We start from the raw sequence: 20523 nt of genomic DNA, 5'->3' as shown, positions 1-20523 counted from the left end.
CACATATGAATATTTCTAAATTCTTTATTGATCGGCCGATCTTTGCTGGTGTGTTATCAGTACTGATTCTACTTGCCGGTTTACTTTCGGTATTTAAATTACCGATTTCAGAATATCCGGAAGTTGTTCCACCATCTGTGGTGGTACGTGCTCAATATCCAGGTGCAAACCCGAAAGTAATTGCAGAAACTGTTGCTTCTCCGCTTGAAGAATCCATCAACGGCGTTGAAGACATGCTGTATATGCAGTCTCAGGCAAACAGTGACGGTAACTTAACCATTACAGTGAACTTTAAGCTCGGTATTGACCCAGACAAAGCTCAGCAATTGGTTCAAAACCGTGTATCTCAGGCCATGCCTCGTTTGCCTGAAGACGTACAGCGTTTAGGTGTCACTACGTTAAAAAGTTCACCTACCTTAACCATGGTTGTGCATCTGACTTCACCAGATAATCGCTATGACATGACCTACTTGCGTAACTACGCAGTGCTCAATGTAAAAGATCGCTTGGCTCGTTTACAAGGTGTAGGTGAAGTCGGTTTATTTGGTTCGGGTGACTACGCAATGCGTGTCTGGCTCGACCCACAAAAAGTAGCGCAACGTAATCTCACAGCCACTGAAATTGTGAGTGCAATCCGCGAACAAAACATTCAGGTTGCAGCAGGTACCATTGGTGCATCGCCAACTAATTCTCCTGTACAACTTTCAGTGAACGCTCAAGGTCGTTTAACCACTGAGCAAGAATTCGCAGATATCATTTTAAAAACTGCACCTGATGGTGCTGTCACTCGCTTAGGTGATGTTGCTCGTGTTGAACTTGCAGCTTCACAATATGGCTTACGTTCATTACTCGATAATAAACAAGCGGTCGCAATTCCAATTTTCCAAGCGCCAGGCGCTAATGCTTTGCAAGTTTCTGATCAAGTGCGTAGCACGATGAAGGAGCTTTCAAAAGATTTTCCATCTTCAATTAAATACGACATTGTTTACGATCCGACTCAGTTCGTACGTGCAAGTATTAAAGCGGTCGTTCATACCTTGCTTGAAGCGATTGCACTGGTTGTTGTGGTTGTTATTTTATTCTTACAAACATGGCGTGCCTCAATCATTCCATTGCTTGCTGTACCAGTTTCAATTATTGGTACATTCGCACTCATGCTTGCTTTTGGTTACTCAATCAATGCGCTTTCACTGTTCGGGATGGTACTTGCCATCGGGATTGTGGTCGATGACGCAATTGTCGTCGTCGAAAATGTCGAGAGGAATATTGAAGCAGGCTTAAGCCCAAGAGATGCAACTTATCGCGCGATGAGAGAAGTGAGCGGACCGATTATTGCCATTGCTTTAACGCTGGTTGCCGTGTTCGTTCCACTTGCCTTTATGACAGGCTTAACAGGGCAATTTTATAAACAATTTGCCATGACTATTGCCATTTCAACTGTTATTTCGGCATTTAACTCTCTTACACTATCTCCTGCTTTAGCCGCCATGTTACTGAAAGGACATGACGCTAAACCTGATGCATTAACACGCATTATGAACCGTGTATTCGGACGTTTCTTTGCGCTGTTTAACCGTGTGTTTACCCGTGCGTCAGACAACTATGGTAAAGGCGTAAGTCGTGTTATCTCCCATAAAGCATCGGCAATGGGTGTATATGCTGCACTTTTAGGTTTAACTGTTGGTATTTCTTATATTGTTCCGGGGGGCTTTGTTCCCGCTCAAGACAAACAATATTTGATTAGCTTTGCTCAATTACCAAATGGTGCTTCATTAGATCGTACCGAAGCTGTCATTCGTAAAATGAGTGACACTGCACTTAAACAGCCTGGTGTAGAAAGTGCAGTTGCCTTCCCTGGCCTATCAATTAATGGTTTCACCAACAGCTCAAGCGCCGGTATTGTCTTTGTAACCTTAAAACCATTCGATGAACGTAAGGCTAAAGACTTATCTGCAAATGCAATTGCTGGTGCGCTCAACCAGAAATATTCAGCCATTCAAGATGCCTATATTGCGGTTTTCCCACCACCACCCGTGATGGGTTTAGGCACCATGGGCGGCTTTAAACTCCAACTTGAAGACCGAGGTGCGTTAGGCTATTCAGCCTTAAATGATGCTGCCCAAAACTTTATGAAAGCAGCACAATCAGCCCCTGAACTTGGTCCAATGTTCTCAAGTTATCAAATTAACGTACCTCAACTGAACGTAGATCTGGACCGTGTAAAAGCCAAACAACAAGGTGTTGCTGTGACTGATGTTTTCAACACCATGCAGATTTATTTAGGTTCTCAATACGTTAACGACTTTAACCGCTTTGGACGTGTTTATCAGGTTCGAGCACAGGCAGATGCCCCTTTCCGTGCTAATCCTGAAGATATTTTGCAGCTTAAAACCCGAAACAGTGCGGGACAAATGGTGCCTTTATCTTCATTGGTGAATGTAACTCAAACCTATGGTCCAGAAATGGTAGTTCGTTATAACGGTTACACATCAGCCGATATTAACGGTGGCCCTGCACCGGGTTATTCATCTAGCCAAGCAGAAGCTGCGGTTGAACGTATTGCTGCTCAAACTCTACCACGTGGTATTAAGTTTGAATGGACAGATTTAACTTACCAAAAAATCTTGGCTGGTAATGCAGGACTCTGGGTATTCCCAATTAGTGTATTACTCGTGTTCTTGGTACTGGCTGCTCAATATGAAAGTCTAACCTTGCCTTTAGCTGTAATTCTAATTGTACCGATGGGAATCTTGGCAGCTCTGACGGGTGTTTGGCTGACAGGCGGAGATAACAACATCTTTACCCAAATTGGTCTGATGGTGCTGGTAGGGCTGGCCTGTAAAAATGCCATATTAATTGTCGAATTTGCACGGGAACTCGAAATGCAAGGAGCAACTGCCTTTAAAGCAGCTGTTGAAGCAAGTCGTCTACGTTTACGTCCAATTTTAATGACTTCTATTGCATTCATTATGGGTGTAGTCCCACTTGTTACCTCAACTGGTGCTGGGTCTGAAATGCGTCATGCCATGGGTATTGCGGTGTTCTTCGGCATGATCGGTGTAACGCTGTTTGGTTTGTTCCTGACTCCTGCCTTTTATGTCCTGATTCGCACATTGAACAGTAAACATAAATTGCATTCGGCAGCAGTTCATGAAGCACCTTTATCTACCCCACATGATCATTAAGGAGGACATTTGATGGCTACAGCAAAACAAAGCCTATTATTGTCCTCACTCATGGGAAGCCTGCTGCTTGCAGGCTGCTCTTTGGCTCCAGAATATCAACCTGCAAAAGTGATAGTTCCAGTCAAATTTAAAGAGTCTGACCCAAAACTTGAAGACAATAATTGGAAAATTGCCCAACCTGCCGATCAGCAGATTCGAGGTGAGTGGTGGCGTGTTTTTAATGATGCTCAATTGAATGAGCTCGAACAACAAGCCATTTCTGGAAACCAGAGTCTTAAAGCGGCAGCGGCCAATATTCAGGCTTCACGTGCATTACGTTCGGCAGCACAAGCTGAACGTTTACCAAGTATTGGTGCTGGCTTTGGCCCAACTCGTCAAAAACCCTCTCCTGCTTCATTGGGTTTAGATGATAACGCTCATACATCTGCACAAACCTTATGGCGTGCTCAAGCGAATGTTTCATATGAGCTCGATTTATTTGGTCGTATCGCCAGTAGTGTCAATGCAGCAACAGCTGATGTACAGCAACAAGAAGCTTTATATCAGTCGGCACTTTTAGCTTTACAAGCAGATGTTGCCCAAGGTTACTTTCTCATTCGTCAGCTTGACGCTGAACAAGCAATTTATAATCGCACTATTAAACTGCTTGGCGAGACACGTGACTTAGTTCAAACACGTTTTAGAAATGGTTTAGTCAGTGAATTAGATGTTTCTCGCGCACAGACTGAACTGGCCACCGCCCAAACCAATGCACTGAACATTGCTCGTAACCGAGCCAATGCAGAGCATGCGCTTGCAGTATTGTTAGGCAAAACACCTGCTGAGTTTAGCTTGGCAATTCAACCTTTAACTGCAAACAGCCTCCGTCTGCCAGCAGGTTTACCATCAGCCTTACTTGAAAGACGACCTGACATTGCTGCTGCCGAGCGTGCGATGGCAGCAGATAATGCGCGTATTGGAATTGCACGTGCTGCTTTCTTCCCAAAACTAGACCTGACAGGTGCTTTCGGTTATGAATCATCAACTTTAGGTGATTTAGGAAAATGGTCGAGCCGTACATTCTTACTTGGTCCAGTCGCAGGCACTATTTTATCTTTGCCATTATTTGACGGCGGGCAACGTAAAGCTGGAGTCGCTCAAGCGCGAGCTGCCTATGAAGAAAGCGTTGCGAATTATCGCCAAACTGTATTGAATGCATTTCGCGAAGTTGAAAATGGTTTATCTGATCAAAGAATTCTCGATCAGCAAATTCAGGCTCAAAGCCAAGCGCTATCTTCTTCTCGTCATGCAAATCAATTGTCTCATTTACGTTATCGAGAAGGTGCGATTAGCTATCTTGATGTGATTGACTCGGATCGGACTATTTTGCAACAAGAGCAACTTTCTGCACAGCTTAACGGCACCAGAATGATGGCTAGTGTAAATTTAATCCGTGCATTAGGTGGTGGCTGGCATGATGCCGAGTCATCGGCAAAATTTAAAAGTTAATTCTTATCTAATTAACTTGATATAAAAAAAGCGCCATACGGCGCTTTTTTTATATTTACAACTTATTGTGCGTATACAGGGAATTTTGCACAAACAGTTTCAACTTTCGCTTTTACGTCAGCAATAACTTTTTCGTCACCTTTGCTGTCAATCACATCAGCGATCCAACCAGCAAGCTCACGAACTTCAGCTTCACCGAAACCACGAGTTGTTACCGCTGGAGTACCAATACGGATACCAGAAGTCACGAATGGAGAACGTGGGTCATTTGGAACTGAGTTTTTGTTCACAGTAATGTGAGCAGCACCTAACCAAGCATCTGCATCTTTACCAGTTACATCTTGCTTGATTAAAGATAACAAGAATAAATGGTTTTCTGTACCACCAGAAACAACGTCATAACCACGAGCGATTAACACTTCAGCCATAGCTTGAGCATTTTTCACAACTTGTTGTTGGTAAGCTTTAAACTCATCAGACATTGCTTCTTTGAAGCAGATTGCTTTAGCAGCAATCGCATGCATCAATGGACCACCTTGGTTACCAGGGAATACAGCTGATTGAAGTTTTTTCTCGATTTCTTCATTCGCTTTCGCAAGGATTAAACCAGAACGTGGACCACGAAGTGTTTTATGAGTCGTAGTTGTAGTTACGTCAGCAATTTGAACTGGGTTTGGATATACGCCAGCAGCTACAAGACCTGCAACGTGAGCCATATCAACAAAAAGGTAAGCGCCAACTTTGTCCGCGATGTCACGGAAACGTTGCCAATCTACAACACGGCTGTAAGCAGAGAAACCAGCAACGATCATACGTGGCTTGTGCTCTAATGCTAAGCGTTCAACTTCTTCATAATCGATCTCGCCAGTTTCAGCGTTTAGACCGTATTGAACTGCATTATAAGTTTTACCAGAGAAGCTTACTTTAGCACCGTGAGTCAAGTGACCACCGTGAGCCAAGCTCATACCTAAAACAGTATCGCCTGGGTTAAGAAGTGCTAGATAAACAGCAGAGTTAGCTTGTGAGCCAGCGTGTGGTTGAACGTTTGCGTAATCTGCACCAAAAAGTTCTTTAGCACGATCAATCGCCATTTGCTCAATGATATCCACATATTCGCAACCGCCATAGTAGCGTTTACCTGGATAACCTTCTGCATATTTATTCGTAAGTTTTGATCCTTGCGCTTCCATCACAGCAGGAGAGCAATAGTTTTCAGAAGCAATTAACTCGATATGTGCTTCTTGACGCTCACCTTCAGAAGCAATTGCTTGAGCTAATTCTGGATCAAATTCAGAAATGGAAATATTGGCAAACATTAGCGGGGGTCCTATAAAATTAGGGCTTTTAAGCCGTGCTAAGATTGCGACATATTGTAGCATGAACTTTATAATTAAACAGAATGAAGTTAGCTCAGTTTTAAATAAAAATGGCTCAAGTTTTATAAAAAATGAGCCATTGTTTATAAATCAATAAAAAAGCTGCTTTAAAGCTTATATGTTAAATTTTTTCCTCATTCACTTTAACTTACAAGAAGGTTAAAAATACTTTAAATATCAATAACTCTATTGTGCTGTTAGCAAGGTCTGAACATTTCCAACAATGTTGTCTACATTACTACTCATCGCCGTGCCATGGTCCCAGTTACCAGTCACATAACTATTAATTTTAGTACCTACGACAGTGGCATTAGATATCAAAATATCTGTAGCTACTTTAGGAACTGTTGTATCTGCTAGCCCCTGATAAATGATGATTGGTGTAGATACTTTTGCCTGTAAAGGTTGAGAATCTTTATCTAAGAATGTTTTAACTAAGGGTACTGCCATAAAGTTAGGTTGTGTACGCGTAAAACCGTCCAGTGTGCCGCCATGAGTTGCTGCGTAGGTTTGCATATTAACTGCCAAAGCTTGGGCTAATGGTCCCGCACAAATCGTTTCTGCCTGCTGTGCTGTACTTTCTGTTTGTGAAGTAAATACCTGCGAATAATTAAAGCTTGGCTGTGTATTTCGAATACCCGCTGTAACTAACGCAGTATAGGTATCAAGCTGTGCATACATCGGAATCTTTTTATCTATAGTTGCATTAGCAACAGCTTGTTCACCTGCAACTAAAATAAAACCTAAATTAGAAGCTGGTGCTACGGCTACTGTACCTTTATAGTCTAGCTGTGCACGACTCGCATATTGTGCAGCGCTCAACGCAGCATGTCCCCCTTGGGAATGTCCGACTGTAAGCCATTTTTTTGAAGTTAATAAGTTACGCTGTGATAAATAGTTACGCGTTGCAACCACAGCATCTGTAATTGAGAAAGCCTCACTTTTAACATTTAAAAATGGATGTAGGCCTGAAGTACCTAAACCTTCATAGTCTGGTGCAACAACAACATAACCAGCTGCAAGTAACTTACTAATTAAATCTTTTGTACTGTCTGTTAAAGCTGCTTTACTTGGTGCACAGGCATCTGCAACACCTGTAGTACCATGTGCCCAGACTACAATTGGCCAACCGCCTGTTGGTGGTGGAGTATTTGGTGTGAATACTAAACTGGTTGCCTGCACTTCTTGGCCACTTTGGCCTAACATTTTATAGGTCAAAATACTACTTTCAGCAGCAACTGATCCTAAGTTAGTACTTGTGTAAGCATCTACTTTAACCACTGGGTTTTGAATATTATTGGCTGGAGTACCAGATGGATTAGTACTTACTGGGCTGTCATCGCTACTTCCTCCACCACATGCCGTCAACAATAAACTTGTGCTAAGAACACTGGTCATGAGCAGTTTCATTTTCATTGGTATATCTTCCCTTAAGTTCCATTTTTGTTGTGCTTTAGTTTTTTAATCAACATTTTCTAATGCCTTAAAAACAATTACGCCTAAACTTAATGTTTGGCAAGTCATATTTGAGCAAAATTAATCCATGAAAGACTCTATTTTTGAGCATGAATTGTCATTCTCGCTAATTTCTGACTCTAGTCCATGTTTTAAAGTAAGTAGCCAACTGTTAACATTTATACTTACTCGTGATTGTTTAAAGGGCCAGTTATGCAAACCATTATTTTAGATACAGAAACACATACACTAAATGGTTTGCCTATTGAAATTGCGTATGCCCCGATTGAAATTAATGAAGGCAAGCTCACCTTAGATAAAAGCAAATTGTTTGATCAGCTCTATCAAGTCGGTACCCCTATTTCTTACGCCGCTATGGCAGTTCACCATATATTAGAATCAGATTTAGAAAACCAGCCTCACTATAAAACGTTTAAATTACCAGAGAGCACGACTTATATTATTGGTCACAATATTGATTACGATATTGCCGCGATTGCACGTTGCGGTGTAGATGTATCGAATATTAAACCAATTTGTACTTTAGCTTTAGCACGTAAAGTTTGGCCTGAAGCGGAAGCACATAATATTTCAGCACTGATCTATATGATTTCTCAAGGCAGTAGTAAAGCTCGTGAATTGCTCAAAGGTGCACACCGTGCCGATGCCGATATTATTTTGACTGCTAATATTTTGATGCATATTGTCTATCATTTAAATATTCAAGATATTGAAGAGCTATACCGAGTTTCTGAAGAAGCACGTATCCCCACAACGGTTAACTTTGGTAAGCATAAAGGCACAGCAATTGCTGAACTTCCTAAAGACTATATTCAATGGTTATTACGCCAAGATGAGCTTGATATTTACCTTCGCAAAGCATTAGAAAATGTACTTTAATGACTTAAATAGATGATATTCATCAATTCTTCATCATATTGTCATTTTTGAGTTTTATGGTTAACCCCATTTATATTTTATTAAAAACAGCACTGTTCAACTCAGAAAATTGAACAGTCTGATTTATTTTTATATTGGGGAAACATCATGGCTGGTTTTTATAGAACCAATTTAGGAAGAGTTGCGCTTCAACAACGCAATATTGTTTTAAATGCAAAACAAAGACGTTTATTACTCTTGATAGACCATGAAGATTTTCAAAACTTAAATGGTGAATTTAAAAAGCGCATTGCTTCTCCAGAATTGATTCAACAGCTTATCGACTTAGAGCTCATTGCCCCAGCTGCCTCTACAGAAACATTAACTGATGAAGAAATTATTTTAAAAACATCCCCATCTCCAATAAATAAAGTAGAAGAAAAGCAAAAAGAAATTATTGGTAGCTCCATAGCACATTCCCCGAATCTTGTTGGAGAAATCCAGCTTTCCGAGCAAAAAACTTTAGATCAGTCCAGTACTACATATTTTCAACCATTAACGCCCATTCAGATTCTCTCTTTCGAAGAAATACAACTATTAATGATGAAAACGCTTAGCAGTTATTGTGGACTAATGACTAAACCACTAGTTCAAAAAATAGAGAAAGCCACAACAATACAAGAGCTTAAACTGTGTCAAATGCAATGGATTACCAGTTTGCAGGAATCACGGATTCCGCCTCAGGAACTTGCCAGTGCTTTACATACAATTAACTATTCAATTCAGCTTCTTCAAGAAAGTATATAAATATTAAACAACTTGCTGTTTAATTAAGCATTAAATTCACTTGGCACGTATTTCGTGCTTTACCTGCCAGTGTTTTTTTCCTATGATGTGCCCCACGCATGCGCTCGTAGCTCAGTTGGATAGAGTACAGGTTTCCGAAACCTGGGGTCGTGGGTTCGATCCCCGCCGGGCGCACCAGCTTTTATATAATAACTTCATAAATTTATCTCAATTTTATAAAATTCCGACTATTTTACTTGGTTTATTAATCATTATCGCTCAAAATATACCCCTCTTTCATAATGTGAGAATTTCATGACTGATGCTTTGGTTTTAAGAGATTTGTCCAAAACATATCGTAATGGTTTTCAGGCGTTAAAAGGTATTAACCTCACTGTGCCTGAAGGTGAATTTTATGCGTTGTTAGGCCCAAATGGTGCCGGCAAATCAACAACCATTGGTATTATCAGCTCCCTCACGAAAAAAACCTCAGGAACAGTTGAGATTTTTGGGCACAATCTCGATACCCACCCATCTCTGGCAAAACAGCAGCTTGGCGTCGTTCCTCAAGAATTTAACTTTGGACAGTTTGAAAAAACATTCGATATTTTAGTCACTCAAGCTGGCTATTACGGCATCCATAAAAAGATTGCAGAAAAACGTGCCGAACATTATTTAGAAAAGCTCGGCCTGTGGGAAAAACGTAATATACAAGCACGCATGCTGTCTGGTGGTATGAAGCGTCGTCTGATGATTGCCCGTGCCATGATGCATGAGCCTAAACTTCTTATTCTAGATGAACCTACTGCTGGTGTAGATATTGAATTACGTCGTTCTATGTGGGATTTTCTGACTGAAATGAACGAAGGCGGTACTTCTATTATTTTAACGACCCACTATTTAGAAGAAGCAGAAATGTTGTGTCGTCAAATTGCGATTATTGACCGCGGTGTAATTAAAGAAGATACCAGCATGAAGAACTTCCTTAATCAGCTCAATGAAGAATCATTTATCTTCGATTTAGCCGAACCGATTGGGCCGCTTCAGTTAAATATTATTGGTGTAAAGTTTAACTTAATTGATAGCAATACATTAGAAGTAACGATGGATAGAGCGCATACATTAAATGACCTATTCCAGCTATTAGAATCTCAAGGTATTCGTGTTCGTAGTATGCGTAATAAATCGAACCGTTTAGAAGAATTATTTGTCAAAATGGTCGAGAAAAATCTTGAAGGAGAGGCAAAATGAATTTTAGCCAACTGCAAATTGCTCTCTGGACCATCGTTCGTAAAGAAGTACGCCGTTTTCTACGCATTTGGCCACAAACCCTATTGCCACCAGCAATTACAATGAGTTTGTACTTTGTCATTTTCGGTAATTTGGTGGGTTCACGCATTGGACAAATGGGTGGCGTGAGCTATATGCAATTTATCGTGCCCGGTTTAATTATGATGGCAGTCATTACCAATAGTTATGCCAACGTTTCTTCAAGTTTCTTTAGTGTAAAATTCCAAAAAAGTATTGAAGAACTCATCATGAGTCCCGTTCCACTCCATATCATTTTATGGGGCTATGTAATTGGCGGTATTTGCCGTGGTGTATTAGTTGGTGCAATTGTGACTGCAATGAGCATGTTCTTTACTGACCTTTTCATACACAACTGGTTCGTAACTATATATACAGTCTTAATTACATCGGTTCTTTTCTCATTAGGTGGTTTTATTAATGCAGTCTATGCAAAATCATTTGATGATATTTCTATTATTCCCACCTTTGTTCTTACACCCTTAACTTATTTAGGTGGTGTGTTTTATGCCATTAGTGCACTTGGTCCTTTTTGGCAAAAACTTTCTTTAATTAACCCTATTGTTTATATGGTTAATGCTTTCCGTTTTGGCATCTTAGGTCATAGTGATGTGAATGTTTCATTCTCTTTAATCATTGTGACATCATGCTGTGTTGTACTTTACGGAATTGCTTACTATTTACTTGCTCGTGGTTCAGGAATGCGTGAATGAGTGTCGAACAGTCTTTATTGGGTAAAGAAACCCAATATCCAACTAATTATCAACCTGATGTTTTATTTCCAATTGCCCGTGCTCAGTCTCGTGAAAGCTATTCACATATTGAAGGCATTACTCAAGGTAAAGATTGGTGGCATGTTTTTGAAATCTCATGGTTAAACGCTCATGATATTCCACAAGTTGCGATTGGCAGAATTACTCTGCCCGCTTCTTCACCGAATTTAATTGAGTCCAAGTCATTAAAACTTTACTTCAATAGTCTTAATTTCACTCAATTTGATTCGAAAGAGCCATTCATTGAAACGGTTGAAAAAGATCTCTCAGCTGCTGCGGGTGCAAAAGTTGAATTAACCTTATTTCAGGTTGATGATTTAGAGATTTCTAAACCTCAAGGCATTTGTATTGATGACCTTACTCCAGAACGTTTAGAGCAACATCCTAATGCAACTCTTTTAAAACGAGATGAGTCTGGTGAAGAAGTTGAAATTGAGCTGTATTCTCATCTTTTGAGAAGTAACTGCCCAGTCACGGGACAGCCGGATTGGGGTACAGTTTTTATTCGTTTTAAAGGCAAAAAACCTTGTTATCGTAGTGTTTTAGCTTATATTATCTCGTACCGTCAGCATAACGGCTTTCACGAACAGTGTGTTGAACAGATCTTTGCCGATATTTGGCAAAATCTAGAGCCTGAGAAGCTGATGGTTTATGCAACTTATACTCGTCGCGGCGGACTTGATATTAACCCTTGCCGAGTATCGGATCTTTCATGGATGCCAAAACCGATTCGATTGGCACGACAATAAAACGAATAATTTGAGGATACACCATGCCGTTTTTTGGTTTTACCCCTTCTGAAGGCTTATTGAACGATATACAAACTGGAATTGCGAATAAGAATTCTAGCGAACCTTTATATCCACTTCGCGATAAGATTGCTTTACAACTTAATGAAGAGATTATTGATAATGTCTTAATTCAGTTAGTTCAGCATTTTCCTGCAAGTGAAAAGCGCGATACTGCCGAAAAACTAGCAGGCTATGTCAAATCAACTGTTGCTGTTCTTTTAAAGCAATTGCTAAGCAAAGCACCAAATGATGTGGTTAAACAATCAGTAGAGTTTTCTGAAAAAAGCTTATTTAAAGACCCACAAGGCCAATATAAAGTAGGCGTAAATTTAGATGCGGGTTTAGTGACTAACCTTAAGCATAACTTTACTGAACTTGAAGCAGGCAATGACATTAATAAAGCTGCTTTAGCTGAATTATATAAACAATTCGGCGATGCCATGATTAAACACTTCATGTCTGATTTTAATAAAACATTAGACCTTGGCATGATTAAGCGTAAAGCAGCCGATATTGGTGCAGCAGCTGTAACAAAAGCTGTTCACATTGCGATCGACAAACTGATTCCAAGCCTAAATCGCACTGAACTAAAAGCGATGGCTGAATATCATGATGGTTTATTCTTTAACTAATAAAAAATAGACTATCGGAAACCTAGCGCGAGCTAGGTTTTTTTATTGCAAAATATTGATATACATTGCCATTAACCAAGTTTATGTTAGCATGCGCCAAGCACTGATTGACCTTAGTTAACGCCGCATGTCTCCTAGCCCACAATATAAATTTTTACGCCAAGCTCCTCGAGATGGTCTTAGCACTGCTATGCAACCTTCAAAGTGGCAACAACTCCATGTTGACCCTTGGCTATGCCTATTTCTGCTCTTAAATGCGCTATTAGGTTTAACCGTACTATATAGTGCTTCTGCACAAGATGTGGGGTTAGTGAGTAAACAAGCCATGAGTTTTGGTATTGGCTTTTTAGTGATGTTTGGTCTAGCCCAAATTCCGCCAAAGGTCTATCAAGCTTTTTCACCCTATTTTTATTTATTTGGCTTATTTTCACTTTTGGCAGTCATGATATTTGGTGAAGTCCGAATGGGTGCTCAGCGCTGGATTGATATTCCTGGTTTCGGAAGTGTTCAACCCAGTGAATTCATGAAAATCGGCATGCCTATGATGATTGCCTGGTTTTTAGCACGTAAACCACTTCCCCCTAGTTTTTCACAAGTTGTTTTATCTTTAATGTTAATTGGTATTCCTTTTTTACTGATTGCAGAACAACCTGACTTAGGGACATCACTTTTAGTATTAGCAAGCGGTATATTTGTTTTATTTTTAAGTGGACTATCGTGGCGTATGATCGGTGCTGCGGGAGCCTGTGCTGCAGTGGTTATTCCAATTGCTTGGGAATTTCTTTTACACGACTATCAACGTCAAAGGGTTTTAACTTTACTTGATCCAGAGGCAGATGCGCTCGGTACAGGTTGGAATATTATTCAATCTAAAACCGCAATTGGTTCTGGCGGTTTTTCAGGTAAAGGCTTTCTCGAAGGTACCCAATCACATTTGCACTTTTTGCCTGAAGGTCATACCGACTTTATTATTGCTGCATACTCCGAAGAGTTTGGGCTCATCGGTGTACTTATTTTAGTTATTCTTTATTTTGCTATTATTTTTAGGACATTCCAAATCGGGTTACAAAGCTTCCATAACTATGGACGTTTAGTTGCTGGCGCCTTTGGTTTGTCTTTTTTTGTTTATGTATTTGTAAATGCGGGAATGGTCAGTGGTATTTTACCTGTAGTAGGTGTTCCCTTACCTTTTATGAGTTATGGCGGAACAGCTATTATTACTTTAATGGCCACCTTTGGTTTAGTCATGTCCATTCATACACATCGATAATCTGGAATTTTAAAACGATATGTTGTCTCAACACTTAAATAAAACTTTAAAAATGCTTGCTTTATGTACTGGTTTAATCAGTACAAGTCACTTTGCTCAGGCCAACGATTTTGCAACACATCCTGATTATGTAAATTTTAAACAAAAAACGATGAGCGCTTATGGGTTAAGTGGCGATCAAGTTGATGCAGCTATGAATGGTGCAAAAAATTTACCAAACATTCTAAATATTATGACTCGTCCAGGTGAAAGCAAACCTTGGTATGACTATCGTTCTATGTTTTTGGTTGAAGGAACAATTCAACGTGGTGTCCGTTTTAAAAACCAATATGCAGATGCTTTAAACCGTGCTGAACAACAATATGGTGTATCTCAAGCTGTTATTTTAGGTATCTTGGGTGTTGAGACAGGTTATGGCGCAAATAAAGGTTCATTTATTACACGTGATGCATTAGCTACACTTGCTTTTGGCTACCCTCGCCGTGCTGAATATTTTGGTGATGAACTTGCTGCTCTTATTGCATGGACCTATAAAGAAGGTTACCCAACAAGTAGTATTGTAGGTTCCTATGCAGGTGCAATTGGCTATCCACAATTTATGCCGAGTAATATTAGTAAATATGGGGTCGATTATGATGGTAATGGTCACATCGATTTAAGAAACTCTGCAGAAGATGCAATCGGTTCAATCGCAAATTACTTAGCAAAACAAGGATGGCAACGCGATCAACCTATCGGGTTTATGGCACGTTACACAGGTTCAAATCCAGACAGTGTTATTGCTAAAGATTTAACTCAACCTTTTCCATATGGTGCATTAAAGACACTCGGGGTTTCACCTTTAAATCCTTTAGTTAAAATTGATGATCTGGATATGGTGAATGTTATTCAATTACAAGACTATAATGGTCCAATTTACTATTTGACTTACCCGAATTTTCAAGTGATTACGACCTATAATAAGAGCCGTATGTATGCTACTGCTGTATGGTTATTAGGCACTGAGGTGGCTAGCCGATAGGCTAGCTTTTTTATGAGTTATGTAAAAGTCAATAAATATTTTTGTTAAATAGATCACAATACGCACAAAATTAATATTTTGTTACACTTTTGATCATTTTTTAACCCAGAACTGTAAGTTTTTGCCCTTTTTGTAACTATTTCTCGTTAAAGACTAGACACTCTCCGTAAGCGATGAATATTATCCACCCCAATGTAGCAATTGCAAAAGTGAATAATAAGACATGTTCACTTTAAATTTCAGTCAATCGCTGAAAGAAAAAAGTACATGTTCTCAGGAGTTTATACAAATGCAGTTATCGCTGAAATACGTTCTTGCACTGACGGCTAGTTTAAGCATAGCCCCATTGCACGCTGAAATGGTGCAATCTTCATCATTAAATAGTGATGTAGATGGTTCTAATTTAGCAGCTCGTGTATTGAGTAAAGATACTCAAAATTTTAATTCTCGTTTTTCTAATATTAACAGTCTTTCAATCACTGAACGTTCTGGCGATCAAATCCGTCGTCAAGCTATCGCAGCAAAAATTGAAATCCCTGAAGATGAGCCTTCAGTGATTGAAAAACTTAACACAGTAGCTTCAAACACTGTTCGTAAGTTTAGCCAAACTGGCATGGCTTCATGGTATGGTCGTCAATTCCATGGACGCAAAACAGCAAGTGGTGACACATTCGATATGAATGCCCTCACTGCTGCTCACCGTAGCCTACCGTTGAACTGTTACATTCGAGTAACGAATAAAGACAATGGTAAAAGTGTGGTTGTAAAAGTAAACGACCGTGGTCCTTTCCATGGCAATCGTGTACTTGACCTATCTTACGGTGCAGCTAAACGTCTTGGTATTACCAATGCTGGAACTGCAAAAGTAAATATTGAGCGCGTTGATGGTCCAACTTCATAAGTTATAGACTCTAGAGCTCATGTAAAAAGCCGCAATTTTTTCTGCGGCTTTTTTATGTTTTAAACTATGAAAATAATTCCTAGGTTAAGGTAAAAAAATTATCTTTTTTAACCCTTCTCCAACCCCACTTTTGATTATTTTTCAAACAAAAAATTGCATTTATTTTATCAAAGTCTATTTCGCTTCTAAATTGCGCTTAGAGCGACTTTAATAAATTTTCGCTACCCTAGTACCATTTTTCTAAAATAAGGGCTATTTATGGCGTTTTTAGAGTAGATGAATAGAGCTTTTTCACACAATTTTCCCACCCATCTCAAAATTACACTTTTTTTGGTGTTTTCATCATTGAGCAACACAGAAAGAATATTATGAAATATTGCACCCTTTTTTGAGTTCGAATTAACTCTTTTTTCAATCAGCGCCACATTATTTTTTTCTTCTACCCCTTCCTCAGTTTTTACTGCCAAGTCGCTATAGTTGAATAGTGTTGGTTTCTTGTCGAATTTCTCCAGAACAGGCTAAAATACATCTAGAAAAAAGAAATCAAAGTTAAAACAAGGAGCGTGCCATTAATGAAATCCGTTACAGAATGGTTTGACGAATATAGCGAAAGCCATCAAAACCCAACCAATAAACAAATTCACTGGCTATGCGTTCCTGCCATTTTATTTTCTATTATTGGAATCATTGCCCATTTCAGCACCTTACTCACTGCTCTATTACTTGTACTCACTTTAGTATTTTATGCTCGTTTAGATCTTGTACTTGCTGTTGCAATGGCAGCTTTACTTGTTGTTATGGCATGGCTCATTTACACCCTACCTGTAGGAGTAGGATTTTATATTGCTATTTTTGTGATTGCTTGGATCGGACAGTTCTATGGCCATAAAGTTGAGGGTAAAAAGCCATCGTTCTTTAAAGATTTACAATTTTTACTCATTGGCCCGGTCTGGTGTATGGATGCTTATCTAGGAAAAATCTTACCCAAATGGAAAAGTAGACAAAAACACGCTATATCCTAATTGTTGAATTAAAGCTGGATCATCTCGATTCAGCTTTTACATTTTAGTAATTTATTAGAAAATTTATAAAATAGAAAAAAACCAAACTAGCGATAACACTTAAAAGCACTTTCTTCAGATAAAGGGCAATCACAATACAAAAGATTGCTGCATAAATATAAGGATTATCAATAATTCCTTTTAAATTATCGCCATCAAAAAAAACAACTGGAATACAAATTGCTGTTAATAAACAAGGTGCAGAATAATTAAGCATCTTATTCATAATAAGCGGTAATTTAATTTTAACAGTGGGTTCTAAAAAATAATAACGATTAAAAAAGACGATTGCTGCCAAACCTAAAATCATAAACCAAGACATATTATTGCTCCTTACTTATTTTTTCAGTTAACACAGCAACCAACATCCCGATTAATCCTGAAAGTAAAATCGCTCCTTCAACTTGATAAAATTTAAAGAAAAACCCGCTTAAACAAGTCATTAGCACACCAGCAACTACAGGCAGCCCCTTACATAGCGGCACGATCATGGCAATAAAAATAGCCACAATTGAAAAATCTAAATGATAATTTAGTAAGTCTGGAATCACTGTTGCCAAAAGTATTCCAACCAAGCTAAAAACGACCCAGAATAAATAAAAAGACAGACCTGCACCTAACAGATATTCTGGCTGTCTTTTTTCACCAGATGCACACACCGCAAATAATTCATCCGTTAATAAAAAACCCAAACTTAACCGTTTCGATAAAGACAAAGCAGAAATGTCATTTCTTAAAGTTAGTGCATAAATAAAATGCTGAGCCGTTAAAAAGAAAATCGTCACATAAATTGTAAAAGTAGATGCCCCTTCCATTACCATGCTTAAACTAACTAATTGAGCTGCTCCAGCAAAAACAATTCCCGACATCGCAAGGGCTTTATAAAAAGATAAACCTGCATGAATTGCCATAGAGCCTGCCAAGATTGCCCAAGGAATAACAGAAATTGACAAGGGCAAAATATCCATTGCACCATGTAAAAAAAGATAGGATGGCTTATTTTTTGGAAACCTCACCAACTGATGAAGCTGAATATTCATATATAAAATCCAAGATAAAAGATCTCTCTATAAAATGCGTAATGAGCGTTGATTTATATTGGATAAAATTGCTGTAAATAAATTTTTAATAATCTAGTTATTTAGGCTAGCTACATATTGAGTAGGCGTCACTCCCATTGCTTTTTTAAAGTGACGATTAAAATGGCTTTGATCAGAAAAACCACATTGCTGTGCCACCATCGCAATTTGGTCACCCTGTTTTAATAATTGTCTTGCTTTTTGTAAGCGTGCTTGAACAAGCCAAGCATGAGGTGGCAAGCCCACATATTTTTTAAATTGTCTTAAGAAATGCCATGCACTTAGACCCACCATGTCAGCCAGATCTTGCAAAGAAAAGTTTGTTTCAGGCATTTCTACCAGTAATTCTTTAACTCTTAATATTTTTGAATATGCTTCAGGCAACTCACAAAAAGTATGATTTGATTGACCATGCCGCTTCATTAAACAGGCTAAAGTCGATAAATACATCGTTTCTTTAAGTAAAAAATTATCTTTTTGTTCTAATAAATCAAAGAGTAAACATAGTTGTTGAGCCAAACCCAAGTCACGAATGACAGCTTGAGGAAACCATGGCGCCCCACGTGAATTTTCAAAAAAATCTTGGCTGACTTCTGCCAACATTTCAGGTGTAGGATAAATTGCTCGATATCGCCAACCTGACTCTACCGCAGATGAACCCGTATGAATTTCGTCAGCGTTTACTAAAATAATGTCGCCTTTAGGAGCTACATGCAGCTGGCCCGTCCTAAAAAAAGACTGTGCTCCCTCTTCAATCACACCAATACAGTACCCTTCATGAGTATGCTTCGAAAATTGTGTTTGGTGATAATGTGCTTTTAGTAACTCTAAACCGCCCAGCTCTCGCACATGCAGATAATCGGCTTGCTCCCGCTGCATAAATACGTCTCATCTATTCAATAAAAAAACCATAGCATGTTTTAAGAAACTGAATAGAATAAAATTGCTCTATAAAAACAATCTCTTTATTTGTTTATTCGGCTTTATTGGTAGATTTGCCCATCATGTTTGAGCCAACCGCTTTCATGACGATTTTGTGGATCACGATGAGTCCAGTGCAATACACCACCTTTTGGGTTATATTCATATTCACCGTAAAAATCTACGACATCACCTTTTTTCAAATTAGGAATTTTAGGTGCTAAATCAATATTATGCGCGACTAAAATTGAAAGGCCATTTTTTAGTACAAGAATAAATTTCTGGTGTCTCGACCCATCATTATCATCTCTTAAAATTGCTTTTACTCGGCCACTTCCCTGCACTTGAACATTACTTTGTCTCTGCTGATAAGCAGCTTTTATTGTATCAACCCCATTATTTGAAAATGTAGTTTCAGTATGCTGAGCTTCGGGCATGACTGATGATGGCGATTGATTTTGCTTATGCCCAGATAAATCCAGACCAAAATATGCAGCAATCAATAAAATTATGACACCACCAATACTGAGATTTTTTTTATTTGTCATTGTCTACCCTTAATTTAACTGAGATAAAAAAAGCCCCAATGGGGCTTTTTTTATTGTGATACGAATTACTTCGCAGCAGCTTGAGCAGCAGCAACTTCTTCAGCGAAGCTCATTTCTGCTTTTTTCTCAATACCTTCACCAACTTCGAAACGTACGAAGTTAGCAACAGTAGTACCTGTTGCTTTTAATACATCAGCAACTTTTTTGTCGTTGTCGATTACGTACATTTGACGATCAAGAGCAACTTCGTTCAAGTATTTATCAACTGAACCAGTTACCATTTTCTCAACGATGTTAGCTGGCTTACCAGATTCTAACGCTTTCGCTTCAGCAATTTCTTTTTCTTTAGCGATAAGGTCAGCAGGAACAGCTTCAGCATTTACAGCTACTGGGTTGAATGCAGCAACGTGCATTGCAATACCTTTACCAGTGTCAGCATCACCAGTATAAGAAACTACAACACCGATTTTTAAACCGTGTTTGTAGATAGCCAAGTTTTCGCCTTCAACGATTTTCGCACGACGAACTTGGATGTTTTCACCGATTTTTTGAACAAGCGCAATACGAGCTTCTTCAACTGTTTGACCGTCTGCTAATTTTAATTCAGCGATTTTAGCAGCATCAGTTTCACCAGCAGCTAAAGCAGCAGTAGCAACAGCTTTAGAGAAGTTAGAGAAGTTTTCGTCTTTAGCAACGAAGTCAGTTTGACAGTTAACTTCAACTAGAATTGCTTTGTTGCCTTCTTGAACGATTGTGATTGCACCGTCAGCAGCAATGTTACCAGCTTTTTTAGCAGCTTTAGCTTGACCAGATTTACGAAGGTTATCAATAGCAAGCTCGATGTCACCGTTCGCTTCTGTTAATGCTTTTTTGCATTCCATCATTGCAAGACCAGTACGGTCACGTAATTCTTTTACCATGCTTGCAGTAATTGCAGTCATGTTGATCTCCTAAAATCGGTAGAAAATAAATCTTTTCAACAAAAACGGCCCAAAGAAACTCTGGGCCGTTTGCACTCTCGACGCTTAATTTGCCACCATTACATGTCG

General features: G+C 39.1%; 19 protein-coding genes, 1 tRNA gene and 1 pseudogene. 14 read left to right on the top strand and 7 right to left on the bottom strand.

The window, feature by feature from the left end; genetic code table 11:
* The first annotated feature begins 5 nt into the window (after nt 1-5).
* Together adeG and K6I41_RS05705 are read left to right on the top strand one after the other, a co-directional pair.
* The gene (adeG, locus tag K6I41_RS05710; RefSeq protein ID WP_107882658.1) at nt 6-3185 is read left to right on the top strand and encodes a multidrug efflux RND transporter permease subunit AdeG; all 3180 of its coding nucleotides are present in this window, start codon (nt 6-8) and stop codon (nt 3183-3185) included.
* A 12-nt stretch (nt 3186-3197) separates the two neighbouring features.
* The gene (locus K6I41_RS05705) at nt 3198-4673 is read left to right on the top strand and encodes an efflux transporter outer membrane subunit (protein ID WP_250375378.1); all 1476 of its coding nucleotides are present in this window, start codon (nt 3198-3200) and stop codon (nt 4671-4673) included.
* A gap of 62 nt (nt 4674-4735) precedes the next feature.
* Here the strand turns inward: K6I41_RS05705 and glyA are convergent, their stop codons facing one another.
* Entirely contained in the window at nt 4736-5989 is a 1254-nt protein-coding gene (gene glyA, locus K6I41_RS05700; protein WP_032052288.1) for a serine hydroxymethyltransferase, read from the bottom strand.
* A gap of 61 nt (nt 5990-6050) precedes the next feature.
* Between glyA and K6I41_RS05695 the strand changes: the two are divergent.
* Nucleotides 6051-6212: pseudogene (locus tag K6I41_RS05695) on the top strand (hypothetical protein).
* 23 nt (nt 6213-6235) lie between these two features.
* Here the strand turns inward: K6I41_RS05695 and K6I41_RS05690 are convergent.
* On the bottom strand, nt 6236-7465 hold the full coding sequence (locus tag K6I41_RS05690) for an alpha/beta hydrolase (protein WP_151988452.1): 1230 nt from the start codon (nt 7463-7465) through the stop codon (nt 6236-6238).
* 252 nt (nt 7466-7717) lie between these two features.
* On the opposite strand from K6I41_RS05690, the gene K6I41_RS05685 reads away from it, so the two are divergent.
* The 11 genes from K6I41_RS05685 to K6I41_RS05635 all read left to right on the top strand — a co-directional run bounded on the left by K6I41_RS05685 (nt 7718) and on the right by K6I41_RS05635 (nt 16887).
* Complete coding sequence (locus K6I41_RS05685; RefSeq protein WP_250375377.1) at nt 7718-8404, top strand: 3'-5' exonuclease; 687 nt, start codon at nt 7718-7720, stop codon at nt 8402-8404.
* 147 nt (nt 8405-8551) lie between these two features.
* Nucleotides 8552-9190: a hypothetical protein gene (locus tag K6I41_RS05680; protein WP_250375376.1), complete on the top strand. Its 639-nt coding sequence runs from the start codon at nt 8552-8554 to the stop codon at nt 9188-9190.
* 100 nt (nt 9191-9290) lie between these two features.
* A tRNA-Arg gene (locus K6I41_RS05675) sits at nt 9291-9367 on the top strand.
* Nucleotides 9368-9484: 117 nt separating this feature from the next.
* Nucleotides 9485-10420: an ABC transporter ATP-binding protein gene (locus tag K6I41_RS05670; RefSeq protein WP_250375375.1), complete on the top strand. Its 936-nt coding sequence runs from the start codon at nt 9485-9487 to the stop codon at nt 10418-10420.
* Complete coding sequence (locus tag K6I41_RS05665; RefSeq protein WP_004791025.1) at nt 10417-11190, top strand: ABC transporter permease; 774 nt, start codon at nt 10417-10419, stop codon at nt 11188-11190. Before K6I41_RS05670 ends, K6I41_RS05665 begins: the two co-directional genes overlap by 4 nt.
* Nucleotides 11187-11999, top strand: a complete 813-nt coding sequence (gene queF / locus K6I41_RS05660) for an NADPH-dependent 7-cyano-7-deazaguanine reductase QueF (protein WP_250375374.1) — start codon at nt 11187-11189, stop codon at nt 11997-11999. Before K6I41_RS05665 ends, queF begins: the two co-directional genes overlap by 4 nt.
* A gap of 23 nt (nt 12000-12022) precedes the next feature.
* Nucleotides 12023-12673, top strand: coding sequence for a hypothetical protein (locus K6I41_RS05655; protein WP_005307108.1), 651 nt, complete (start codon nt 12023-12025; stop codon nt 12671-12673).
* Between the two features lie 127 nt (nt 12674-12800).
* Entirely contained in the window at nt 12801-13943 is a 1143-nt protein-coding gene (gene rodA, locus K6I41_RS05650; RefSeq protein WP_005307110.1) for a rod shape-determining protein RodA, read from the top strand.
* Nucleotides 13944-13962: 19 nt separating this feature from the next.
* On the top strand, nt 13963-14964 hold the full coding sequence (gene mltB / locus K6I41_RS05645; RefSeq protein WP_004791015.1) for a lytic murein transglycosylase B: 1002 nt from the start codon (nt 13963-13965) through the stop codon (nt 14962-14964).
* A gap of 289 nt (nt 14965-15253) precedes the next feature.
* Nucleotides 15254-15865 (top strand): septal ring lytic transglycosylase RlpA family protein, encoded by a 612-nt coding sequence (locus tag K6I41_RS05640; protein ID WP_004791014.1) that lies wholly within the window; start codon nt 15254-15256, stop codon nt 15863-15865.
* A gap of 572 nt (nt 15866-16437) precedes the next feature.
* Entirely contained in the window at nt 16438-16887 is a 450-nt protein-coding gene (locus tag K6I41_RS05635; protein WP_004791012.1) for an Mpo1 family 2-hydroxy fatty acid dioxygenase, read from the top strand.
* A gap of 43 nt (nt 16888-16930) precedes the next feature.
* Here K6I41_RS05635 and K6I41_RS05630 read toward each other — a convergent pair whose 3' ends face one another.
* The 5 genes from K6I41_RS05630 to tsf all read right to left on the bottom strand — a co-directional run bounded on the left by K6I41_RS05630 (nt 16931) and on the right by tsf (nt 20415).
* Nucleotides 16931-17248 carry an AzlD domain-containing protein gene (locus K6I41_RS05630; protein WP_013197213.1) on the bottom strand — a complete coding sequence of 106 codons (318 nt, stop codon included), beginning with the start codon at nt 17246-17248 and terminating at the stop codon, nt 16931-16933.
* Nucleotide 17249: 1 nt separating this feature from the next.
* Nucleotides 17250-17966, bottom strand: a complete 717-nt coding sequence (locus K6I41_RS05625; RefSeq protein WP_250375373.1) for an AzlC family ABC transporter permease — start codon at nt 17964-17966, stop codon at nt 17250-17252.
* A gap of 93 nt (nt 17967-18059) precedes the next feature.
* Nucleotides 18060-18884, bottom strand: coding sequence for an AraC family transcriptional regulator (locus K6I41_RS05620; protein WP_013197211.1), 825 nt, complete (start codon nt 18882-18884; stop codon nt 18060-18062).
* Between the two features lie 104 nt (nt 18885-18988).
* Entirely contained in the window at nt 18989-19474 is a 486-nt protein-coding gene (locus tag K6I41_RS05615) for a DUF3465 domain-containing protein (RefSeq protein ID WP_151766938.1), read from the bottom strand.
* 65 nt (nt 19475-19539) lie between these two features.
* Nucleotides 19540-20415, bottom strand: a complete 876-nt coding sequence (gene tsf / locus K6I41_RS05610; RefSeq protein ID WP_004791001.1) for a translation elongation factor Ts — start codon at nt 20413-20415, stop codon at nt 19540-19542.
* Nucleotides 20416-20523: the final 108 nt, after the last annotated feature.

The organism is Acinetobacter sp. AS23 (assembly GCF_023612055.1).
Taxonomy (GTDB): domain Bacteria; phylum Pseudomonadota; class Gammaproteobacteria; order Pseudomonadales; family Moraxellaceae; genus Acinetobacter; species Acinetobacter oleivorans.
Note: the sequence above shows the minus strand (reverse complement) of the source record. Positions and strands in the feature narration are given on the sequence as shown.